The 16,521-nt window shown below is 72.4% G+C and carries 11 protein-coding genes; 9 read left to right on the forward strand and 2 right to left on the reverse strand.

Going from position 1 to position 16,521, the window contains the following annotated elements; genetic code table 11:
- The first annotated feature begins 10 nt into the window (after nt 1–10).
- The 5 genes from OG782_RS23030 to OG782_RS23050 all read left to right on the forward strand — a co-directional run bounded on the left by OG782_RS23030 (nt 11) and on the right by OG782_RS23050 (nt 9,251).
- Nucleotides 11–1,669 (forward strand): serine/threonine-protein kinase, encoded by a 1,659-nt coding sequence (locus OG782_RS23030; RefSeq protein WP_406453825.1) that lies wholly within the window; start codon nt 11–13, stop codon nt 1,667–1,669.
- Nucleotides 1,670–1,765: 96 nt separating this feature from the next.
- Entirely contained in the window at nt 1,766–3,481 is a 1,716-nt protein-coding gene (locus OG782_RS23035; RefSeq protein ID WP_406453827.1) for a serine/threonine-protein kinase, read from the forward strand.
- A gap of 163 nt (nt 3,482–3,644) precedes the next feature.
- Nucleotides 3,645–5,273 (forward strand): succinic semialdehyde dehydrogenase, encoded by a 1,629-nt coding sequence (locus OG782_RS23040; protein ID WP_406453829.1) that lies wholly within the window; start codon nt 3,645–3,647, stop codon nt 5,271–5,273.
- Nucleotides 5,274–5,344: 71 nt separating this feature from the next.
- Entirely contained in the window at nt 5,345–7,180 is a 1,836-nt protein-coding gene (locus OG782_RS23045; protein ID WP_406453831.1) for a GMC oxidoreductase, read from the forward strand.
- Between the two features lie 334 nt (nt 7,181–7,514).
- Complete coding sequence (locus OG782_RS23050) at nt 7,515–9,251, forward strand: peptidase (RefSeq protein ID WP_406453833.1); 1,737 nt, start codon at nt 7,515–7,517, stop codon at nt 9,249–9,251.
- 443 nt (nt 9,252–9,694) lie between these two features.
- Here the strand turns inward: OG782_RS23050 and OG782_RS23055 are convergent, their stop codons facing one another.
- Nucleotides 9,695–10,012, reverse strand: coding sequence for a chorismate mutase (locus OG782_RS23055; protein ID WP_406453835.1), 318 nt, complete (start codon nt 10,010–10,012; stop codon nt 9,695–9,697).
- A gap of 367 nt (nt 10,013–10,379) precedes the next feature.
- Between OG782_RS23055 and guaA the strand changes: the two genes are divergently transcribed.
- The 4 genes from guaA to OG782_RS23075 all read left to right on the forward strand — a co-directional run bounded on the left by guaA (nt 10,380) and on the right by OG782_RS23075 (nt 15,031).
- On the forward strand, nt 10,380–11,966 hold the full coding sequence (guaA, locus tag OG782_RS23060; RefSeq protein ID WP_406453837.1) for a glutamine-hydrolyzing GMP synthase: 1,587 nt from the start codon (nt 10,380–10,382) through the stop codon (nt 11,964–11,966).
- A gap of 217 nt (nt 11,967–12,183) precedes the next feature.
- A complete protein-coding gene (locus OG782_RS23065; RefSeq protein WP_406453839.1) occupies nt 12,184–12,954 on the forward strand; it encodes a class II aldolase/adducin family protein in 771 nt (256 codons plus the stop codon).
- 126 nt (nt 12,955–13,080) lie between these two features.
- Nucleotides 13,081–14,346, forward strand: coding sequence for a hypothetical protein (locus OG782_RS23070; RefSeq protein ID WP_406453841.1), 1,266 nt, complete (start codon nt 13,081–13,083; stop codon nt 14,344–14,346).
- 175 nt (nt 14,347–14,521) lie between these two features.
- Nucleotides 14,522–15,031, forward strand: coding sequence for a DoxX family protein (locus tag OG782_RS23075; RefSeq protein WP_406453843.1), 510 nt, complete (start codon nt 14,522–14,524; stop codon nt 15,029–15,031).
- Between the two features lie 156 nt (nt 15,032–15,187).
- Here the strand turns inward: OG782_RS23075 and OG782_RS23080 are convergent, their stop codons facing one another.
- Nucleotides 15,188–16,504, reverse strand: coding sequence for a PspC domain-containing protein (locus OG782_RS23080; RefSeq protein ID WP_406453845.1), 1,317 nt, complete (start codon nt 16,502–16,504; stop codon nt 15,188–15,190).
- Between the last annotated feature and the right edge of the window lie 17 nt (nt 16,505–16,521).

Raw genomic sequence — 16,521 nt, forward strand, 5'->3', positions numbered from 1 at the left:
GCGGGGACACGTGGATCGATCACAGGGCACGGACGCGGGACTGCTGTTGGCCGGAAGGTACCGGCTCGGCGAAGTCCTCGGGCGCGGCGGCATGGGCAAGGTCTGGCGCGCCCACGACGAGGTGCTGCACCGCACCGTCGCCGTCAAGGAACTGACCGCCGGGCTGTACGTCGCCGAGGCGGACCGGGTCGTGCTGCACGCCCGGACCCAGAAGGAGGCCCGCGCCGCAGCCCGCATCACGCACCCCGGCGTGGTCACCGTCCACGACGTCATCGAGTACGACCACCGGCCGTGGATCGTCATGCAGTACGTCGACGGACCGTCACTCGCCGACCAGGCCAAGGAATCCGGCGAGATCGAACCGCGCGAGGCCGCGCGGATCGGCCTCCATGTACTGGGCGCCCTGCGCGCCGCGCACAGTGCCGGGGTGCTGCACCGGGACGTGAAGCCGGGCAACGTCCTGCTCGCCCGGGACGGCCGGGTGCTGCTCACCGACTTCGGGATCGCGGCGATAGAGGGCGACTCGACCATCACCAGGACCGGTGAACTGGTCGGCTCCATCGACTACCTGGCGCCCGAACGGGTACGCGGTGGCGACCCCGGTCCGGCATCCGACCTGTGGTCGCTGGGTGCCACGCTGTACACCGCGGTCGAGGGACGCTCGCCGTTCCGCCGCACCTCCCCGATATCGACGATGCAGGCCGTCGTCACCGAGGAACCGCCGGCGCCCGTGCTGGCCGGGGTGCTCGCCCCCGTCATCACCGCGCTGCTCCGCAAGGAGCCGGAGGACCGGCCGTCGGCCGGTGAGACGGAACGGATGCTGCTGGAGGCCATGGAGGGGCGCGAGCCCCGGGCGGCCCAGGCGTACGTCCCGACGCAGCGCGTCCCCGAGGAGTTGATGCTCACGGTGGGCCCCGACGGCCCGTCCGGCGGCACGGCCCAACTGCCCTATCCCGGACCGGACGCGACCGCGCCCGGTTCCCTGCCGGTGCCCCGGCGCAGCCGCTGGCGGACCACGCTCCTGGTCATCGCCCTGGCGGCGCTGGTCGGCGGCGGCGGGGGCATCGCCGCGATGATGTACGGGAACCGCACGGATGACGGCCGCACCGGCACCGGGGCAGGCGGCACGGCCTCCCACGGGAGCCGGTCGCCGGGGACGGTCAGTGCGACCCCCACCCCGAAGCCCTCGCGGGGCCAGGCGACGCCGGGCGTACCGGACGGCTGGCGGCGGGTGGAGGATCCCGCCGGGTTCAGCATCCTCATGCCGGTCGGCTGGGAGCGCCGGGTGGACGGCACCAACATCGACTACACCCCGGACGACGGTGTGCACTACTTCCGCTTCAGCGCCGACCCGGCACCCGACTTCGCGGACTCGTACACGCACATGGAGGACCTGGAGACGAAGCTGAGCAAGCGGCTGCCCGACTACCGGCGCCTGGAGCTGAACAGCAACGTCTACCGCGACTGCCCCGGGTCCATCTGGGAGTTCACCTGGACCGAGAAGGACGGCGCCGGACCGAGACATGCGATCGACCAGATGTACTACGCGCAGGAGGCCGGCCCGGAGTACGCGCTGTACATGACGGGACCGGCGGACGACTGGGACATCACCCGGGACCAGTTCGCCACGATGCTGCGCACCTGGAAGGCGCCGGCCGATGCCGGCTGACCCCGGGGGGCCGGCCGGGCCCGCCGACTGTCACGGGTCTGTCATCGCTCCCCGGACAGGATGGTCAGCGCAGTTGTCCTCCGACAGGATGTACGCATGACGTACGACGGGGGACAGACGAACGAGCCGACCAGCTATGCGCTCCGGCCGCCGCATCTGCCGCCACCGCCGTCCGTGCCGCCCACCCGGCACATGGTGGCTCCGGAGCACGCAGCCGCGGTGACCGGCCGGTCCGACGACGGAGCGGCCGTGCCCGAACCTGGCGCCGGCCGGCTCCTCGGCGGCCGCTACCGGCTGGTCGGACGGCTGGGCGCGGGCGGCATGGGCACGGTCTGGCGGGCCCGCGACGAGGTCGTCGACCGGGACGTCGCGGTGAAGGAGCCGAGTGCGCCGGACCATCTGGGCGCGCGCGAACGCGAGATCGTCCACATCCGGATGCAGCGTGAGGCGCGGGCCGCGGCCCGGATCGAGCACCCTTCGGTCGTCACCGTGCACGATGTGGTCATCGAGGACGCCAAGCCCTGGATCGTGATGGAGCTGGTGCGCGGGCAGTCGCTCGCCGACCTGCTCCAGGAGGGCACGCTCGATCCGCGCGAGGCGTCGAGGATCGGCCTCGCCGTGCTGGGCGCGCTGGCCGCCGCCCATGGCGCGGGCGTGCTGCACCGCGACGTCAAACCCGCCAACGTCCTGCTGGGCCGCGACGGCCGGGTCGTCCTCACCGACTTCGGCATCGCGCAGGTGGAGGGCGAGCAGGGGCTCACCGAGACCGGTGCGTTCGTCGGCTCGCCGGAGTACATCGCACCGGAGCGGGTGCTGGGCCGGCGGCCGGGCCCCGAGTCCGACCTGTGGTCGCTGGGCGTCGTGCTGTACGCGGCGGTGGAGGGCGTTTCCCCGTACCGCCGCTCGAACACCCCGGCGACGTTGCAGGCCGTCCTGTCCGCGGAACCGCAGATGCCGTCGCGCGGCATGGGCACCTTCGGCACGCTGGTGATGCGGCTGCTGCGCAAGGACCCCGCGGCGCGGCCATCGGTGGCCGAGATCCGGCAGACCCTGGAGTCCCTCGCCGCACCGGCGCCCGCCACGGCCGCCGCCACCCGCGTGTACGGGGGCGGTCCGGCCGACGGCGGCAGCCGCTGGATGCCGCCGGTGCTGCACCGCAACCGCCGGGCCCAGTTCGGGCTCGGCGGCGGGCTGCTGGCTCTGGTGCTCGTCATCGGGCTGGTCCTGGCCGACCCGTTCGCCGGCGACACACTGCCGGCGGGCTGGCAGAGCAGGCCGGAGAACGAGGTGCTCCAGGCCGATGTGACCGTGCCGAAGGAGTACAAGCGCAACGAGGAGAAGGACGAGGGCCTCGTCTGGTTCGGTGACCCCAGCGGGGTCTTCGCCATCGACTTCTGGCACCGGGCCCGCACCGGATCCGACGAATCCGGCTCCAGCGAAACCGACTCCAGCGAATCCGGCCTCGCTGCGGATCCCGTCGCGCTCAAGAAGTACTACGAGCAGGGCGGCGCGGACACCACGGAGATGAGGGACGCGTCCGTCTCGCACAAGAAGATCACGCACGACGGACTTACGGGCTTCGAGATGACCGTCGACTACCTGGCGTACACCGACACCGGCGAGAACGCGCTCCGCCACCGCTTCCACGAGCTGTGGATCCCCGAGCCGACGGGGAAGGCGGCGCCCGGGCCGACGGAGAAGGCGGCGTACTGGCACGTGCGGGTCGAGATGCCCGCGGCAGGGCAGGCGGCGAAGGACGGGGAGGAGATCTTCGAACAGGTCACGGAGGGGCTGAAGATTCACTCCTCCTGACAGCGGCGCGGAACGGCGACATGGAGTAGCCCCTGATCAGCGCTTATGTCGCCAGTAGCCACTGGCTTGATCGATGCGGGTGTGGCGCACACGGTTGTGGGGACCTCGAAAAGCTGTTACCCACGGGTACCCAAAATATCGGTGTCGACGTACTCTCGCCCTCATGACGGACTCGCAGGCCTCCACGTCCACCCCTGCCGCCGCGGTCGGCACCAACCCCGTGGCCGCCGCGCCCGCGGGCGTGCGCACGGCCGCCGATGTCGTGACTCCGGAGGTGATCGCCCAGCTGACCCGTGGCGTCGTCGGCTCCGGCCGCACGGCCAACCACACGCCCTTCACCGGGGAGAAGCTGGCCGATCTGCCGCAGTCCACCCCCCAGGACGTGGCCACCGCCTTCGAGCGGGCCCGTGCCGCCCAGCCCGCCTGGGCCGCGACATCCGTCCGGGCCAGGGCCGCCGTGCTGCTGCGCTTCCACGACCTCGTCATCGGCCGCCAGTCCGAGGTCCTCGACCTCATCCAGCTGGAGACCGGCAAGGCCCGCCTGCACGCCCACGAGGAGGTGCAGGCGGTCGCCGTCGCCGCCCGGCACTACGGCCGCAAGGCCGGTGCCTATCTGAAGCCGAAGCGGCACACCGGTGTCGTACCGACCCTCACCAAGGTCACCGAGCTGCGTCAGCCGCGCGGCGTCATCGGCCAGATCGCGCCGTGGAACTACCCGTTCGAGCTGTCCGTCGGCGACGCGCTGCCCGCGTTCGTCTCCGGCAACGCCGTGGTGATGAAGCCCGACACGGAGACCGCGCTGACCGCGCTGTGGGCCCGTGACCTGCTCATCGAGGCCGGGCTGCCCGCCGAGGTGTTCCAGGTCGTCCTCGGTGACGGACCCGTGGTCGGCCCCGAGGTCGTCAAGCACGCCGACTACGTCTCGTTCACCGGCTCCACCCGCACCGGCCGCGAGGTCGCCCAGGGCGCCGCCGCCCGGCTCGTCGGCGTCTCGCTGGAACTCGGCGGCAAGAACGCCATGCTGGTCCTCAAGGACGCCGACGTGGAGAAGGCCGCCGCCGGCGCCGTCCGCGCCTGCTTCTCCTCCGCCGGCCAGCTCTGCATCTCCATCGAGCGGCTGTACGTCCACGAGTCCATCGCCGACGACTTCGTGGAGCGGTTCGCCGCCCGTACGAAGGCGATGCGGCTCGGCAACTCCCTCGCGTACGGCGCCGACATGGGCTCGCTCGTCGGCGAGCGCCAGCTGGAGACCGTCAGCCGGCACGTCGCCGAGGCCGTCGAGAAGGGCGCCAAGCTCGTCGCGGGCGGCGTCGCCCGCCCCGACATCGGCCCGCTGTTCTACGAGCCGACCATCCTCGACGGCGTCGAGGCCCCGATGGCCGTGTGCAGCGAGGAGACCTTCGGACCGGTCGTCTCGATCTACCGCTTCAGCGACGAGGACGAGGTCATCGACCTCGCCAACGCCACCCCGTACGGCCTCAATTCCAGCGTCTGGACCAAGGACGGCAGGCGCGGCCACCAGGTCGCCGCCCGGCTGCGGACCGGCACGGTCAACATCAACGAGGGCTACGCCCCGGCGTACGGCAGCGTGCAGTCCCCGATGGGCGGCATGAAGGACTCCGGACTCGGCCGCCGGCACGGCTCCGAGGGCATCCTCAAGTACACCGAGGCCCAGACCGTCGCCCAGCAGCGGCTGATCCCGCTCGCCCCGTCCTTCGGGATGGACGACGCCAAGTACGCGGCCTTCATGAGCCGCAGTCTCAAGGCGATGAAGGCCTTCCGCCTGCGCTGACCGTCACCCGTCCCCGTCCCGCCCAGCTTTCTCGTACCGCCCAGCTTTCTCGTACCGCACCGAGGAGAGCCATGTCCCAGGTCAGCCCTGCCCGGAATCAGCCCGTGGATCCGGAAGGAGCCGATGACGACGCCGCGTACGACTACGACGTCCTGATCGTCGGTTCGGGCTTCGGCGGCGCGGTCTCGGCGCTGCGGCTGTCCGAGAAGGGGTACCGGGTCGGCGTCCTGGAGGCGGGCCGCCGCTTCACGCCCGGCACGCTGCCCAAGAACTCCTGGGACCTGAAGAACTACCTCTGGGCCCCCGCGCTCGGCCTCTTCGGCATCCAGCGCGTGCACCTGCTCGGCAAGGTGATGGTGCTGGCCGGTGCGGGCGTCGGCGGCGGGTCGCTCAACTACGCCAACACGCTGTACGTGCCCCCGGCGCCGTTCTTCGAGGACCGGCAGTGGGCGCACATCACCGACTGGCAGGACGAGCTCGCGCCGTACTACGAGCAGGCCAAGCGGATGCTCGGGGTGCGGCTCAACCCGACGATGACGCCGTCCGACGTCCATCTGAAGGCGACCGCCGAGGTCATGGGCGTCGGCGACACCTTCCATCTCGCCCCCGTCGGCGTCTTCTTCGGCGACGGCAAGGACGCCGACGGCACGGCGAGGGCGAAGCCCGGCGGTACGGTCGCCGACCCGTACTTCGGCGGCGCGGGCCCGGCCCGCAAGGCCTGCACCGAGTGCGGCGAATGCATGACCGGCTGCCGGCACGGTGCGAAGAACACCCTCAACGAGAACTACCTCCACCTCGCCGAGAAGGCCGGAGCGGTCATCCACCCGATGACGTCCGTCGTCGCGGTCACGGACGCCCCGGAGGGCGGCTACCGCGTCACCACCGTGCCGACCGACCGCCGCAGGAAGGGCAAGCCCACAGTGCTGCGCGCGCGCAAGGTGGTCGTGGCGGCGGGCACGTACGGCACCCAGACCCTGCTGCACACCATGAAGGACCGGGGGCTGCTGCCCCGGCTCTCGGCCCGGCTCGGCGAGCTGACCCGGACCAACTCCGAAGGGCTCGTCGGCGCGCAGACCACCGACCGCCGATACCGCCGGAAGCACGGCACCGACGCCGACTTCACCAGGGGCGTCGCCATCACCTCGTCGATCCACCCCGACGAGAACACCCACATCGAACCGGTCCGCTACGGCAAGGGATCCAACGCGATGGGCGGGATGACCGTCCTCCAGGTCCCCTACGGCACCCACCGGGTGCTGGGCTGGCTCGGCAGCATGGCCAAGCACCCGACGCTCGCCCTGCGTTCGCTCTCCAACCGGCGCTGGTCGGAGCGGACCATCATCGGCCTCGTCATGCAGTCGCTGGACAACTCCCTGACCGCGTACCGCAAGCCCAGCGGCATAGGAAAGGGCCTGCTCACCGCCCGTCAGGGCCACGGCGCGCCCAACCCGACGCAGATCGCCGAGGCGACGCAGAGCGCGACGCTGCTCGCCGCCGAGATCAACGGCTTCGCGGGCTCCAACATCGGCGAGCTGATGGGCACCCCGCTCACCGCGCACTTCCTCGGCGGCTGCCCGATCGGCGCGAGCGCCGAGGACGGGGTCATCGACCCGTACCACCGGCTGTTCGGCCACCCGGGCATCTCGGTCGTCGACGGTTCCGCGGTCTCCGCCAACCTGGGCGTCAACCCGTCGCTGACGATCACCGCGCAGGCGGAACGGGCCATGTCCTTCTGGCCCAACAAGGGCGAGCAGGACCTGCGCCCGGCGCCCGGCGAGGCGTACGAGCGGCTGTCGGCGGTCGAGCCGCAGGCGCCGGCCGTCCCGAAGGAGGCGTTCGGCGCGCTGAGGCTGCCGTTCCTGGGGATGCCGGCGGTGCCGCCGAAGAAGGCCACGAAGACGGAGTAGAGGCGGACAGGCCCGTACGGGCCGGGACAGCAGAAGGGGCTGCACCCCCCTCCGAGTGCAGCCCCTCACGCTCTACCGGTGAAGCCGTGTTACGGGTGTGACCGGTGGTTCCGCATGCATGACCTGCAAGGAGTCCGGATGGTTGTCCTCCGGTTCACATAATCTTTATGTGATGCCGGTCACGTTCCGGTTCGGCGCTTTCGTCGTGCCGTACGCCGTGCCGTACTCAATCCGTGACCTGGGCCCGCGCAACTGTTCGTGAGGTCCCGGGGTCGAACTCGTATCGCTGTCACAGCAGCCGCACAGTTCCCACCGACCCCCAGAAGGCCCCGCGATGAGAAGCACGACCCCGAGAGCCGCCCTGCGCCGCGCCGCGGGCAGTCTCGCCGCCGCCGGCCTGCTGGCTGCCGGATCGCTCGTCCTGACCACCCCGGCCCGGGCCGCCGGCCCCGTCCTGGGCTTCTCGGGCCCCGCCGAGACCGCCCTGCGCCCCTACCCGGCGGGCGGGAACCCGCAGCGGACCTCCGTCGCGATCACCGTCGACAACCCGTCCCGGGACGAGGAACACGGCGGCTTCGAGGGCGAGTACACCGTGACGTTCGACCTCGGCGGGATCGCGGGCGTCGCCGACGCCGTCTTCGGTACGGAGGGCGGCGCGGACTGCGAGATCACCGGCACCACCGGTGTCTGCCACGGCGCGGGCATACCGCCCGGGACGAGCCCGCTGCCCGGACTCCGCCTCACCGCCGCCGAGGGCAGCAGGGACGGGGACTCCGGCACCATCAGGGTCACCGGCGCGGCGGACGGCGCGGCCTTCACCCCGTTCACCACCCGGGTCGGTGTCGGCGGCCCCGACCTGGAGATGAAGCGGGCCCCGCTGAAGCAGGAGATGAGGACCGGCGAGACACAGCCCGTCCCGCTCGCCTTCAGCAACAACGGCACCCGCGCCGCCGACGGCGTCCTGCTCACCCTCATGTACACGCGCGGCATCGAGTTCACCGAGCGGTACGAGAACTGCGCCTACAGCGAGGGCGACGCCGGCCAGGGCGTCCGGGTCTGGACCACCGCGCTCTGCGAGGTCGAGGGCGGCTTCGACGCGGGCGCCACGTACGCGCTCGCCGAACCGCTGACGCTCAGGGCCAACCGGCGCGCCTACCGGGACACGTTCGTCTACCGCATCGAGGAGGGCGGCCCCGCGTCGCGCGGCGCCGGGCGGGCCGGTGCGCGTTCCACCCCGGGCAGCAAGGGGAACGTGCTCACGCTCAGGGAACTCCCGGCCACCCGCTCCGCCGATCTCGACCCCGCCGACAACCAGCAGGAGACCGACTTCACCACCGCGAACACCGCCGACTTCACCGCGTACGGCGACTCGGCGGACGGCCTGCCGGGCAGCACCGTGGAGGCCGACATCGGCTTCCGCAACGACGGACCCGCCTGGATCGGCAACCTCCGCTCGGGCGAGCCCGTCGCCACGGTCGACTTCACCGTCCCCGAGGGCGCCTCGGTCACCGAATGGCCCGACGGCTGCCGGGGCGTGACGGCCGACGCGCAGTACCGCGAGCAGCAGGCCGGCGCCCCGCGCTATCTGTGCGCGACCTCGATGGCCGTCCGCGAGGACGCGGACTTCGCGCTGCGTTTCGGCCTGAAGATCGTCGAGGCCGTCGCGGGGTCCTCGGGAGCGGTCGAGGTACGCGGCGTGCGGTCGCGGGACCCGCTGCTGCCGTTCGACCCGGACCGGAGGAACAACACCGCCTCCCTCGTCCTGAACGCGGACGGCTCCGGGGCGACGGGCGGCTCCGGGAGCGCCGGCGGTTCCGGGGACTCGGGTGGCTCAGGGGACTCGGGGGCCACCACGTCCGGCGCCACCGGAGGCCCGTCCACCACCGCCGGCGGCTCGGCTTCGACGGGCTCGGCCGGCTCCACGGGGGCGGGCGGCTCGACCGGCGGGGGAACCGGCGGCCGTCTCGCCGCCACCGGCACGGGCGCACTCACGGCCGCGGGCGCCGCCGCGGCGGCCCTGCTGGCGGGCGGTGTGCTGTACGTGACGGCAGGGCGGCGGACCGGCCGGTAACCGAGGCCCGGAGTCCGGGCGAGGCCCGGAGCCCGGAGGCCGGCCGTGTCCCGCAGCGGGAACGCGCAAGGGTCCGTGAACCGGAATCCCGCAGCGGGAACGCACAAGGGCCCGTGGACCGGATGACCGGCCCACGGGCCCTTGGACACGGCAGGCTCCGGGCGTCCCCAAAGCCTGCCTTTCTGAGGTGACCGGGCTGCTGTCCCCTGCCGACCGGTCACGCACGCCGGTGCGCGGTCCCACGGCGTACATGCAGTACGCCACACGCCCCGGCGGAGCCACGCGTGGTTTCTTCTTCCCAAAGCCGCCCCTGGCTGGCACGGACACCGGGACCAACGAAGCCGCGCGGGACGCGGTCACGCGCCGTACGGGTGAGAGTCCGCCCGAACTGGGATACGCCCGTACAGCCCTGAGGCCCCTTGCGGCGCCTGACCTGCGGCGGGTCACACACGGCCGCGGCACAGCTCCAGCAGGGTCATCGCGAGCGAGGTGCCGGGCTTGCCCAGCGCGTCCCGGTACTGGCCCAGGATCTCCATCTCGCGGGAGAGATTCACCCGGCGGCCGCCGGAGGTGATCCGGGCCTCCTGGATGACCGTGGACACGGCCATCCGCTCCTGGACGAGCCCGATGATCCGGTCGTCGAGGGTGTCGATGCGCGCCCGTGCGTCCGCGATCAGGGACGCGGCCTCGTCGGTGTGCGCGCCGGTCACCTCGGTGGCGGTCCTGGCGGCGGCGGGCCTGGCGGTTGCGGTGCTGCTCATGGCGGGTCTCCCGGTGGTGGGGTGCGGCTCCCCGGGGGCCGACCGGGCCCGGAACGCCAGAACGCCCCGGGCCTGTCGGCCCGGGGCGCCTGGAACGTTGCTTGTCAGTTGCTCAAGCAGCACGACCATGGCAGCCGGCGGGCCGGGTGCCATAGGTAAAGACGAAGGTCGTGTGCTGACGCATGGGGACAGTATGGACCCGCGACGGACCCGGGCCGACGCCGGGCCCGGATGGTGAGACGGCCGCGCGCGTCCCTGGACGACGAGGGGTGTCCCCGTGCGCCGCGGCCGTCGCGACGAGGGGTGCCCGCGGCCGCCGGTAGAATCGGAAGAACCGACCCCCTCTCCACCGCCGGAAGGCCGCCCCGTGCCAGCAGCACCCCCCGCCGCCCCCGACACCACCACCGACGTGGTCCTCGTTGTCGACTTCGGCGCGCAGTACGCCCAGCTCATCGCCCGAAGGGTCCGTGAGGCCCGGGTCTACAGCGAGATCGTGCCGTCCACGATGCCGGTGGCCGAGATGCTGGCCAGGAACCCGCGCGCGATCATCCTGTCCGGCGGACCGTCCTCGGTGTACGCCGAGGGCGCGCCCTCGCTCGACCGTGCGCTGTTCGAGGCCGGGGTCCCCGTCTTCGGCATGTGCTACGGCTTCCAGCTGATGGCGACCACGCTCGGCGGGACCGTCGACGACAACGGTGCCCGCGAGTACGGCCGTACCGCGCTCACCGTCTCCAAGACCGGCTCCACCCTCTTCGAGGGCACGCCGGCCGACCAGTCGGTGTGGATGTCGCACGGCGACGCCTGTTCCGCCGCTCCCGAGGGCTTCACCGTCACCGCGTCCACGGACGTCGTCCCGGTCGCCGCCTTCGAGAACGACGAGAAGAAGCTCTACGGCGTCCAGTACCACCCGGAGGTCCTGCACTCCACGCACGGCCAGCAGGTCCTGGAGCACTTCCTCTACCGCGGCGCCGGCATCGAGCCGACCTGGACGACCACCAACGTCGTCGAGGAGCAGATCGCCCTCATCCGCGAACAGGTCGGCACCAAGCGCGCCATCTGCGGCCTCTCCGGCGGAGTGGACTCGGCCGTTGCCGCAGCCCTCGTACAGAAGGCCATCGGCTCCCAGCTGACCTGTGTGTACGTCGACCACGGGCTGATGCGCAAGGGCGAGACCGCGCAGGTCGAGAAGGACTTCGTCGCCGCGACCGGGGCGAAGCTGAAGGTCGTCGACGCGGAGAAGCGCTTCCTCGACGCCCTGGCCGGCGTGTCCGACCCGGAGCAGAAGCGGAAGATCATCGGCCGCGAGTTCATCCGCGTCTTCGAGCAGGCCCAGCTGGAGATCCTCCAGGAGGACGGCCCCGAGGTCGCCTTCCTCGTCCAGGGCACGCTCTACCCGGACGTCGTCGAGTCCGGCGGCGGCACCGGCACCGCCAACATCAAGTCGCACCACAACGTCGGCGGTCTCCCCGACGACATCGAGTTCGAGCTCGTCGAGCCGCTGCGCCAGCTGTTCAAGGACGAGGTCCGGATGGTCGGCCAGGAGCTCGGCCTGCCGGAGGAGATCGTCCAGCGCCAGCCCTTCCCCGGCCCCGGCCTCGGTATCCGGATCGTCGGCGAGGTCACCAAGGACCGGCTCGACCTGCTGCGCGAGGCCGACGCCATCGCCCGCGAGGAGCTGACCGCGGCCGGCCTGGACCGTGACATCTGGCAGTGCCCGGTGGTCCTGCTCGCGGACGTCCGTAGCGTCGGCGTCCAGGGCGACGGCCGCACCTACGGCCACCCGATCGTGCTGCGCCCGGTCTCCTCCGAGGACGCCATGACGGCGGACTGGTCGCGACTGCCGTACGAGACCCTCGCCAAGATCTCCACCCGCATCACCAACGAGGTCGCCGACGTCAACCGCGTGGTGCTCGACGTGACGAGCAAGCCGCCGGGGACCATCGAGTGGGAGTGACCTCCCGCTGAGCCCCGCCGGCCCGTACCGGTGCCGATGATGCCGTCGCCCGTTCTCCGGGCGGCGGCATCGCCGTGTTCCGGCCCCGGAACGGGCCCCGGCCCGCAGCCCCGCCCCGAATCGATCCCCGATGCCTCTGGCCACCTGCGGCAACCGGCGGTAACTTCCGGATCCCGTACGCCTGATCCCGTACGCCCGGGAGCCCCGAGGAGACGCCATGCCCGAGCCCACACCCGTACCCGTGGACCAGCTCCACTTCGCCATGCCGCCCGTCCACGCCTCCGCGGACGAGGAGCGCGCGTACCGCAAGGAACGCCTGGCCGGGGCGCTGCGGCTGTTCGGGGAGTACGGGTACGAGGACGGCGTCTCCGGGCACATCACGGCACGCGACCCGGAATTCACCGACTGCTTCTGGGTCAACCCCTTCGGCGCCCCCTTCGAAGGGCTGCGGCCGGACGAGCTGATCCTGGTCAACGGCGAGGGCCAGGTCGTCGAGGGGAGCCACCACGTCAACCAGGCCGCGTTCGCCGTCCACGCGCAGGTGCACCGGGCCCGCCCGGACGTCGTCGCCGTCGCGCACACCCACTCCGTGCACGGCAGGGCGCTGGCCGCGCTGGGCGAGCTCATCGAACCGATCACCCAGGATTCCTGTGCCTTCTACGAGGACCACGCCCTCTACGACGCGTACACCGGGGTCGTGGTGGACGAGGACGAGGGGCGGCGGATCGCGGCCGCGCTCGGCGCCCGCAAGGCGATCGTGCTGCGCAATCACGGACTGCTGACCGTGGGCGACTCGGTGGACGCGGCCGCCTGGTGGTTCCTCGCGATGGAGCGGTCCTGCCAGGTCCAGCTGGCCGCGCGGGCCGCCGGGAAGCCGGTGCTGATCGAGCACCGCGACGCGGTCACCACCCGTGAACAGCTCGGCAGCGACCTGGTCGCCTGGATCAACTACCAGCCGCTGTGGCGCCGGATCTCTCGAACGTTCTGACGAACCTGCCCGTCCGGTGTGACCCGATGCGGGAGCGGCCCGTCCCGTACGGCACAATTCGCAGCAATCACAGCTGAGTTGGGTTGACCGGCAGCTGTACCGGGGTGGGAAAGGGCGGCGTTCTCCGTGGCGTTGGACGAGGCACGACAGGGCGCGCACGGCGGAGGCTGCACCTGCGGCGACTGCCCGCACGGAGCACGCCAGGGACACCGGCGCGCGGTGGCCGCCTTCCTGGCCAAGCGGGACGAACTCGCCGCGGGCCAGGGGCTGCCCACCGGGGTGGCCCAGTCCGCCTCCGCGACCCGGCAGTGGGTGTCGGACGAGCTGACGCAGTCCGCGCGCGCCGTCGCCGACCGCGGCCGCGAGGCCGGTGACGCCTGGCTGTACCGGGTGTGGCAGCGCACCCTGGTCATCGTCTGGGGCGCCGTCGCCGTGCTGGCCGTCGCCGAGGCCGCCACCGCCATCGGGGCCGGCTGGAGCCACGCCCGTACCGCGGGCCTGGTCGCCGGACTCGTCACCGCGGGACTGCTGACCGCCGCCGCACACGTCCACCGGGCGCGGGGCGGGCTCCTCGCCCCGCTGATCGGCGAGGACAACCGGCTCTCCACCTCCCGTGCGGTCGCCGCCTCCTGGGTGCTGCTCGCCGTCTTCTCCGTACTGGTCCTCGCGCTCCAGCTGGCCGGCGCCTCCGGCCACGCACAGCGCGACGCGCTGATCGAGGGCCTGGACCTGGCGCGCGGCGCCGGTGTGGTGAGCGTGCTGGCGCTGGTGTGCGCCATCGCGGTGACCGTGCGGCGGGTGGTGAGCGTACGGGTGCTGTCCGGGCGGGTCCAGAAGCTGCGGGCGGACCGGCCGCGCGCCGCCGATCTGCTCACCGACGACTCCGGGCGCGGCGGCTTCACCGATGTGCAGTACGTCCTGGTGTCCACCGTCGCCGTGGTCTTCGCCGCGGTCCGCCTCGCCCGCCGGCCCGAGCAGCTGCCCGATCTGCCGTGGGGGCTCGCCCTGCTGGTGGCCGTGTCGGCGGCGGCCTACTTCGCCGGGAAGTACACCGAGGGCGGCCGGCCGGTGGTCCTGTCGGTCGTCCGGGCCCGCGAGGCCGGCGACCTGGACGCGCCGATCCGCACCGGCGACGACATCGAGATCCGCGGCGCGGGATTCGTGCCGCCCGGCGCGGGGGCCCCGGACCGGCTGGCCCGCCTCGTCGTGCGGATCGGCTCCGTCCACGTCCATGTCCCGCTGATCCCGGTCTCCGGGGGCTTCGCCAACCCGACCGATTCCGTGCTGACCGTGCCGGTACCGGTGGAGGTGGAGCCCGGGGTGGTCCAGGTGCAGGTGGTGACGGCCGCGGGGACCGAGTCGAACCGCGTCGAGATCGACGTCACGGACTGAACCGCACAGAATCGCCGGTCCGGCACGCCCACGAACTCTTTCGTACACCTGGTGAGCAGCGCGTTCGTCGCGTACGTATCGTCTGGTGACGGATCGAACGGTCCGGCGAGGGTCGAATGGCTCCGCGAGCGGACCCCGGTGGTCCGGCGACAGGGCTGCGGAAGGCGGGAGAACCATGCACGGGTACGGCACGAACGGGCGCGGTCTGGGCGAGGCCAGGAGCCTGGGGGAGCTGGCGCGGGAGCACGCCCTGCTGCCGTTGCGGATCTTCCTCGGGGTCACCTTCATCTACGCCGCGCTCGACAAACTGACGGACAGCGCCTTCTTCCACGCCACCGGTCCGGGATCGATCGGCGATCAGATGAACGCCGTCCGTGACTCCGCCGCCATCCCGGCCCTCGTCGACCTCGCGCTGAAGAGCCCGTCCGGCTTCGGGTACGCCATCGCCTTCGGTGAGCTCGCCGTCGGCATCGGCACTCTCCTGGGCCTGTGGACCAGGCTCGCCGCGCTCGGCGGGGCGCTGATCTCGCTGAGCCTGTGGCTGACCGTCAGCTGGCAGGTCTCGCCGTACTACCTCGGCAACGACCTGATCTACCTCATGGCCTGGCTGCCGCTGGTGCTCGGCGGCGCGGCGTCGTTCTCCGCGGACGCCGTTCTCGCGGCTCGCCGGCGACGGATCCGGTAGGCCACCCAGGTCACGGTGGCGGCCAGCCAGAGCCCGCCCACGAAGACCGGGACGAAGAAGACCCACGACGCGTCCCACAGGCCCGCCGCATCGGCCCCGTAGCCGGCGGCCAGGGTCAGCATCACCAGACCCGCGACCGCCCGTCCGGGCCGGAACTCATGACGCGCCACGGCTGACCTCCACCTGTCCGATGCCGACTTCCAGATCCAGCTCGAGCGTGCCGGCGGGCCTGCCGCCCGCGGCGGGCGGCAGCGTCCTGTGCTCGTTCTGCGAGGGGCTGATGTCGACATCACCCCGACGCGGGTCGCCCGGCAGGGTGATGTCGCCGAGCCCGGCCCGCGCGTGGAGCTTCACGGTGACGTCCTTCGGTACGCGCACGACGACCCGGCCCGCACCGACCTCCACCTCGGTCCCCACCGTGCCGCCCGCGGGGACGGCGACCCGGGTGAGGTCCAGCCTCGCCTCCCCGGAGCCCAGCTGGTAGCGGGGCTGCACCGCGGCGGCCGACGCCGGCCGCCACTCCTCACGCACCCAGTGCGTGGTGATGTCCCTGGGCAGGACGGACGCACCCGCGAGCAGACCCGCCGTGATCATCGCCATCAGGAGCGTGCCGAAACCGGTCCGGCCGACGAAGGCACTGATCAGCATTCCGGCCCCGAACACCGCGAGCGCGGCGGCCAGCCCGATCTGCAGACTCACGCCGAGCGGGTGGGAGTCCCAGCTCACCCCCGTGCCGACCCCGGCCGCCACCAGCGCGTTCACGAACACGGCCCCGCCGATGGACCGGGGCCCCCGGATCTCCCGCGACCGCTGCGGCGCGCGGACCGGGGCATCGGCCTTCGCCCCGCGCCCGTCCGCCGCCCGGCCGTCCAGCACGGCGTCCGGCGGCCCCCACAGATAGCCGGGCCCCACCGGCCCCGTCGTCCCGTCCTTCACGATCGGGTCCCGCCACCAGGACGGGCCGGACGGGGTCGGCGGCGCCTTCACCTCGGGCGGCGCGTCCGACGCGGCATGGGCGGCCGCGGGGTGCAGCGGGTCCTGCGGATCCGCCGTCCTGCGGTGCTGCGTCCAGACGGAGAAGCCGATGACCGCGAGCGACAGCATCGCGGCGAACGCCAGCGTGCCGCCGTTGCCCAGCATGGACAGGAACAGACCGCAGCCGATCAGCGCGCACAGCACCGCGATCAGCGACGCACCCTCGACCCGGCCCGACAGCAGCCGGCGCGCCTCGTTCTCCTCCTCGCCCTCCAGCGGGACCAGCAGCCACGCGAAGCCGTAGAAGATGAGTCCGAGGCCACCGGTCACGGAGAGCACCCCGAGCACGATCCGGAAGATCACCGGATCGACGTCGCAGTACCGGCCGAGCCCGCCGCACACCCCGGCCACGACCTTCTGCCGCGAGCTGCGCCGCAGCTGCGGTCCTGGCCCGGCGGGCGGCGCGACGCCGGGCGGCGCATCCTGGGGAACGGTCATGGCTCCATGGTGACGGG

Source organism: Streptomyces sp. NBC_00876, from assembly GCF_045207435.1.
Classification (GTDB): Bacteria; Actinomycetota; Actinomycetes; order Streptomycetales; family Streptomycetaceae; genus Streptomyces.

Coding starts and splice junctions, on each gene's coding strand:
- OG782_RS23055 (WP_406453835.1), bottom strand. CDS start 10,012: ATGAGCAGCACCGCAACCGCCAGGCCCGCCGCCGCCAGGACCGCCACC.
- OG782_RS23035 (WP_406453827.1), top strand. CDS start 1,766: ATGACGTACGACGGGGGACAGACGAACGAGCCGACCAGCTATGCGCTC.
- OG782_RS23050 (WP_406453833.1), top strand. CDS start 7,515: ATGAGAAGCACGACCCCGAGAGCCGCCCTGCGCCGCGCCGCGGGCAGT.
- OG782_RS23075 (WP_406453843.1), top strand. CDS start 14,522: ATGCACGGGTACGGCACGAACGGGCGCGGTCTGGGCGAGGCCAGGAGC.
- OG782_RS23045 (WP_406453831.1), top strand. CDS start 5,345: ATGTCCCAGGTCAGCCCTGCCCGGAATCAGCCCGTGGATCCGGAAGGA.
- OG782_RS23080 (WP_406453845.1), bottom strand. CDS start 16,504: ATGACCGTTCCCCAGGATGCGCCGCCCGGCGTCGCGCCGCCCGCCGGG.
- OG782_RS23040 (WP_406453829.1), top strand. CDS start 3,645: ATGACGGACTCGCAGGCCTCCACGTCCACCCCTGCCGCCGCGGTCGGC.
- OG782_RS23065 (WP_406453839.1), top strand. CDS start 12,184: ATGCCCGAGCCCACACCCGTACCCGTGGACCAGCTCCACTTCGCCATG.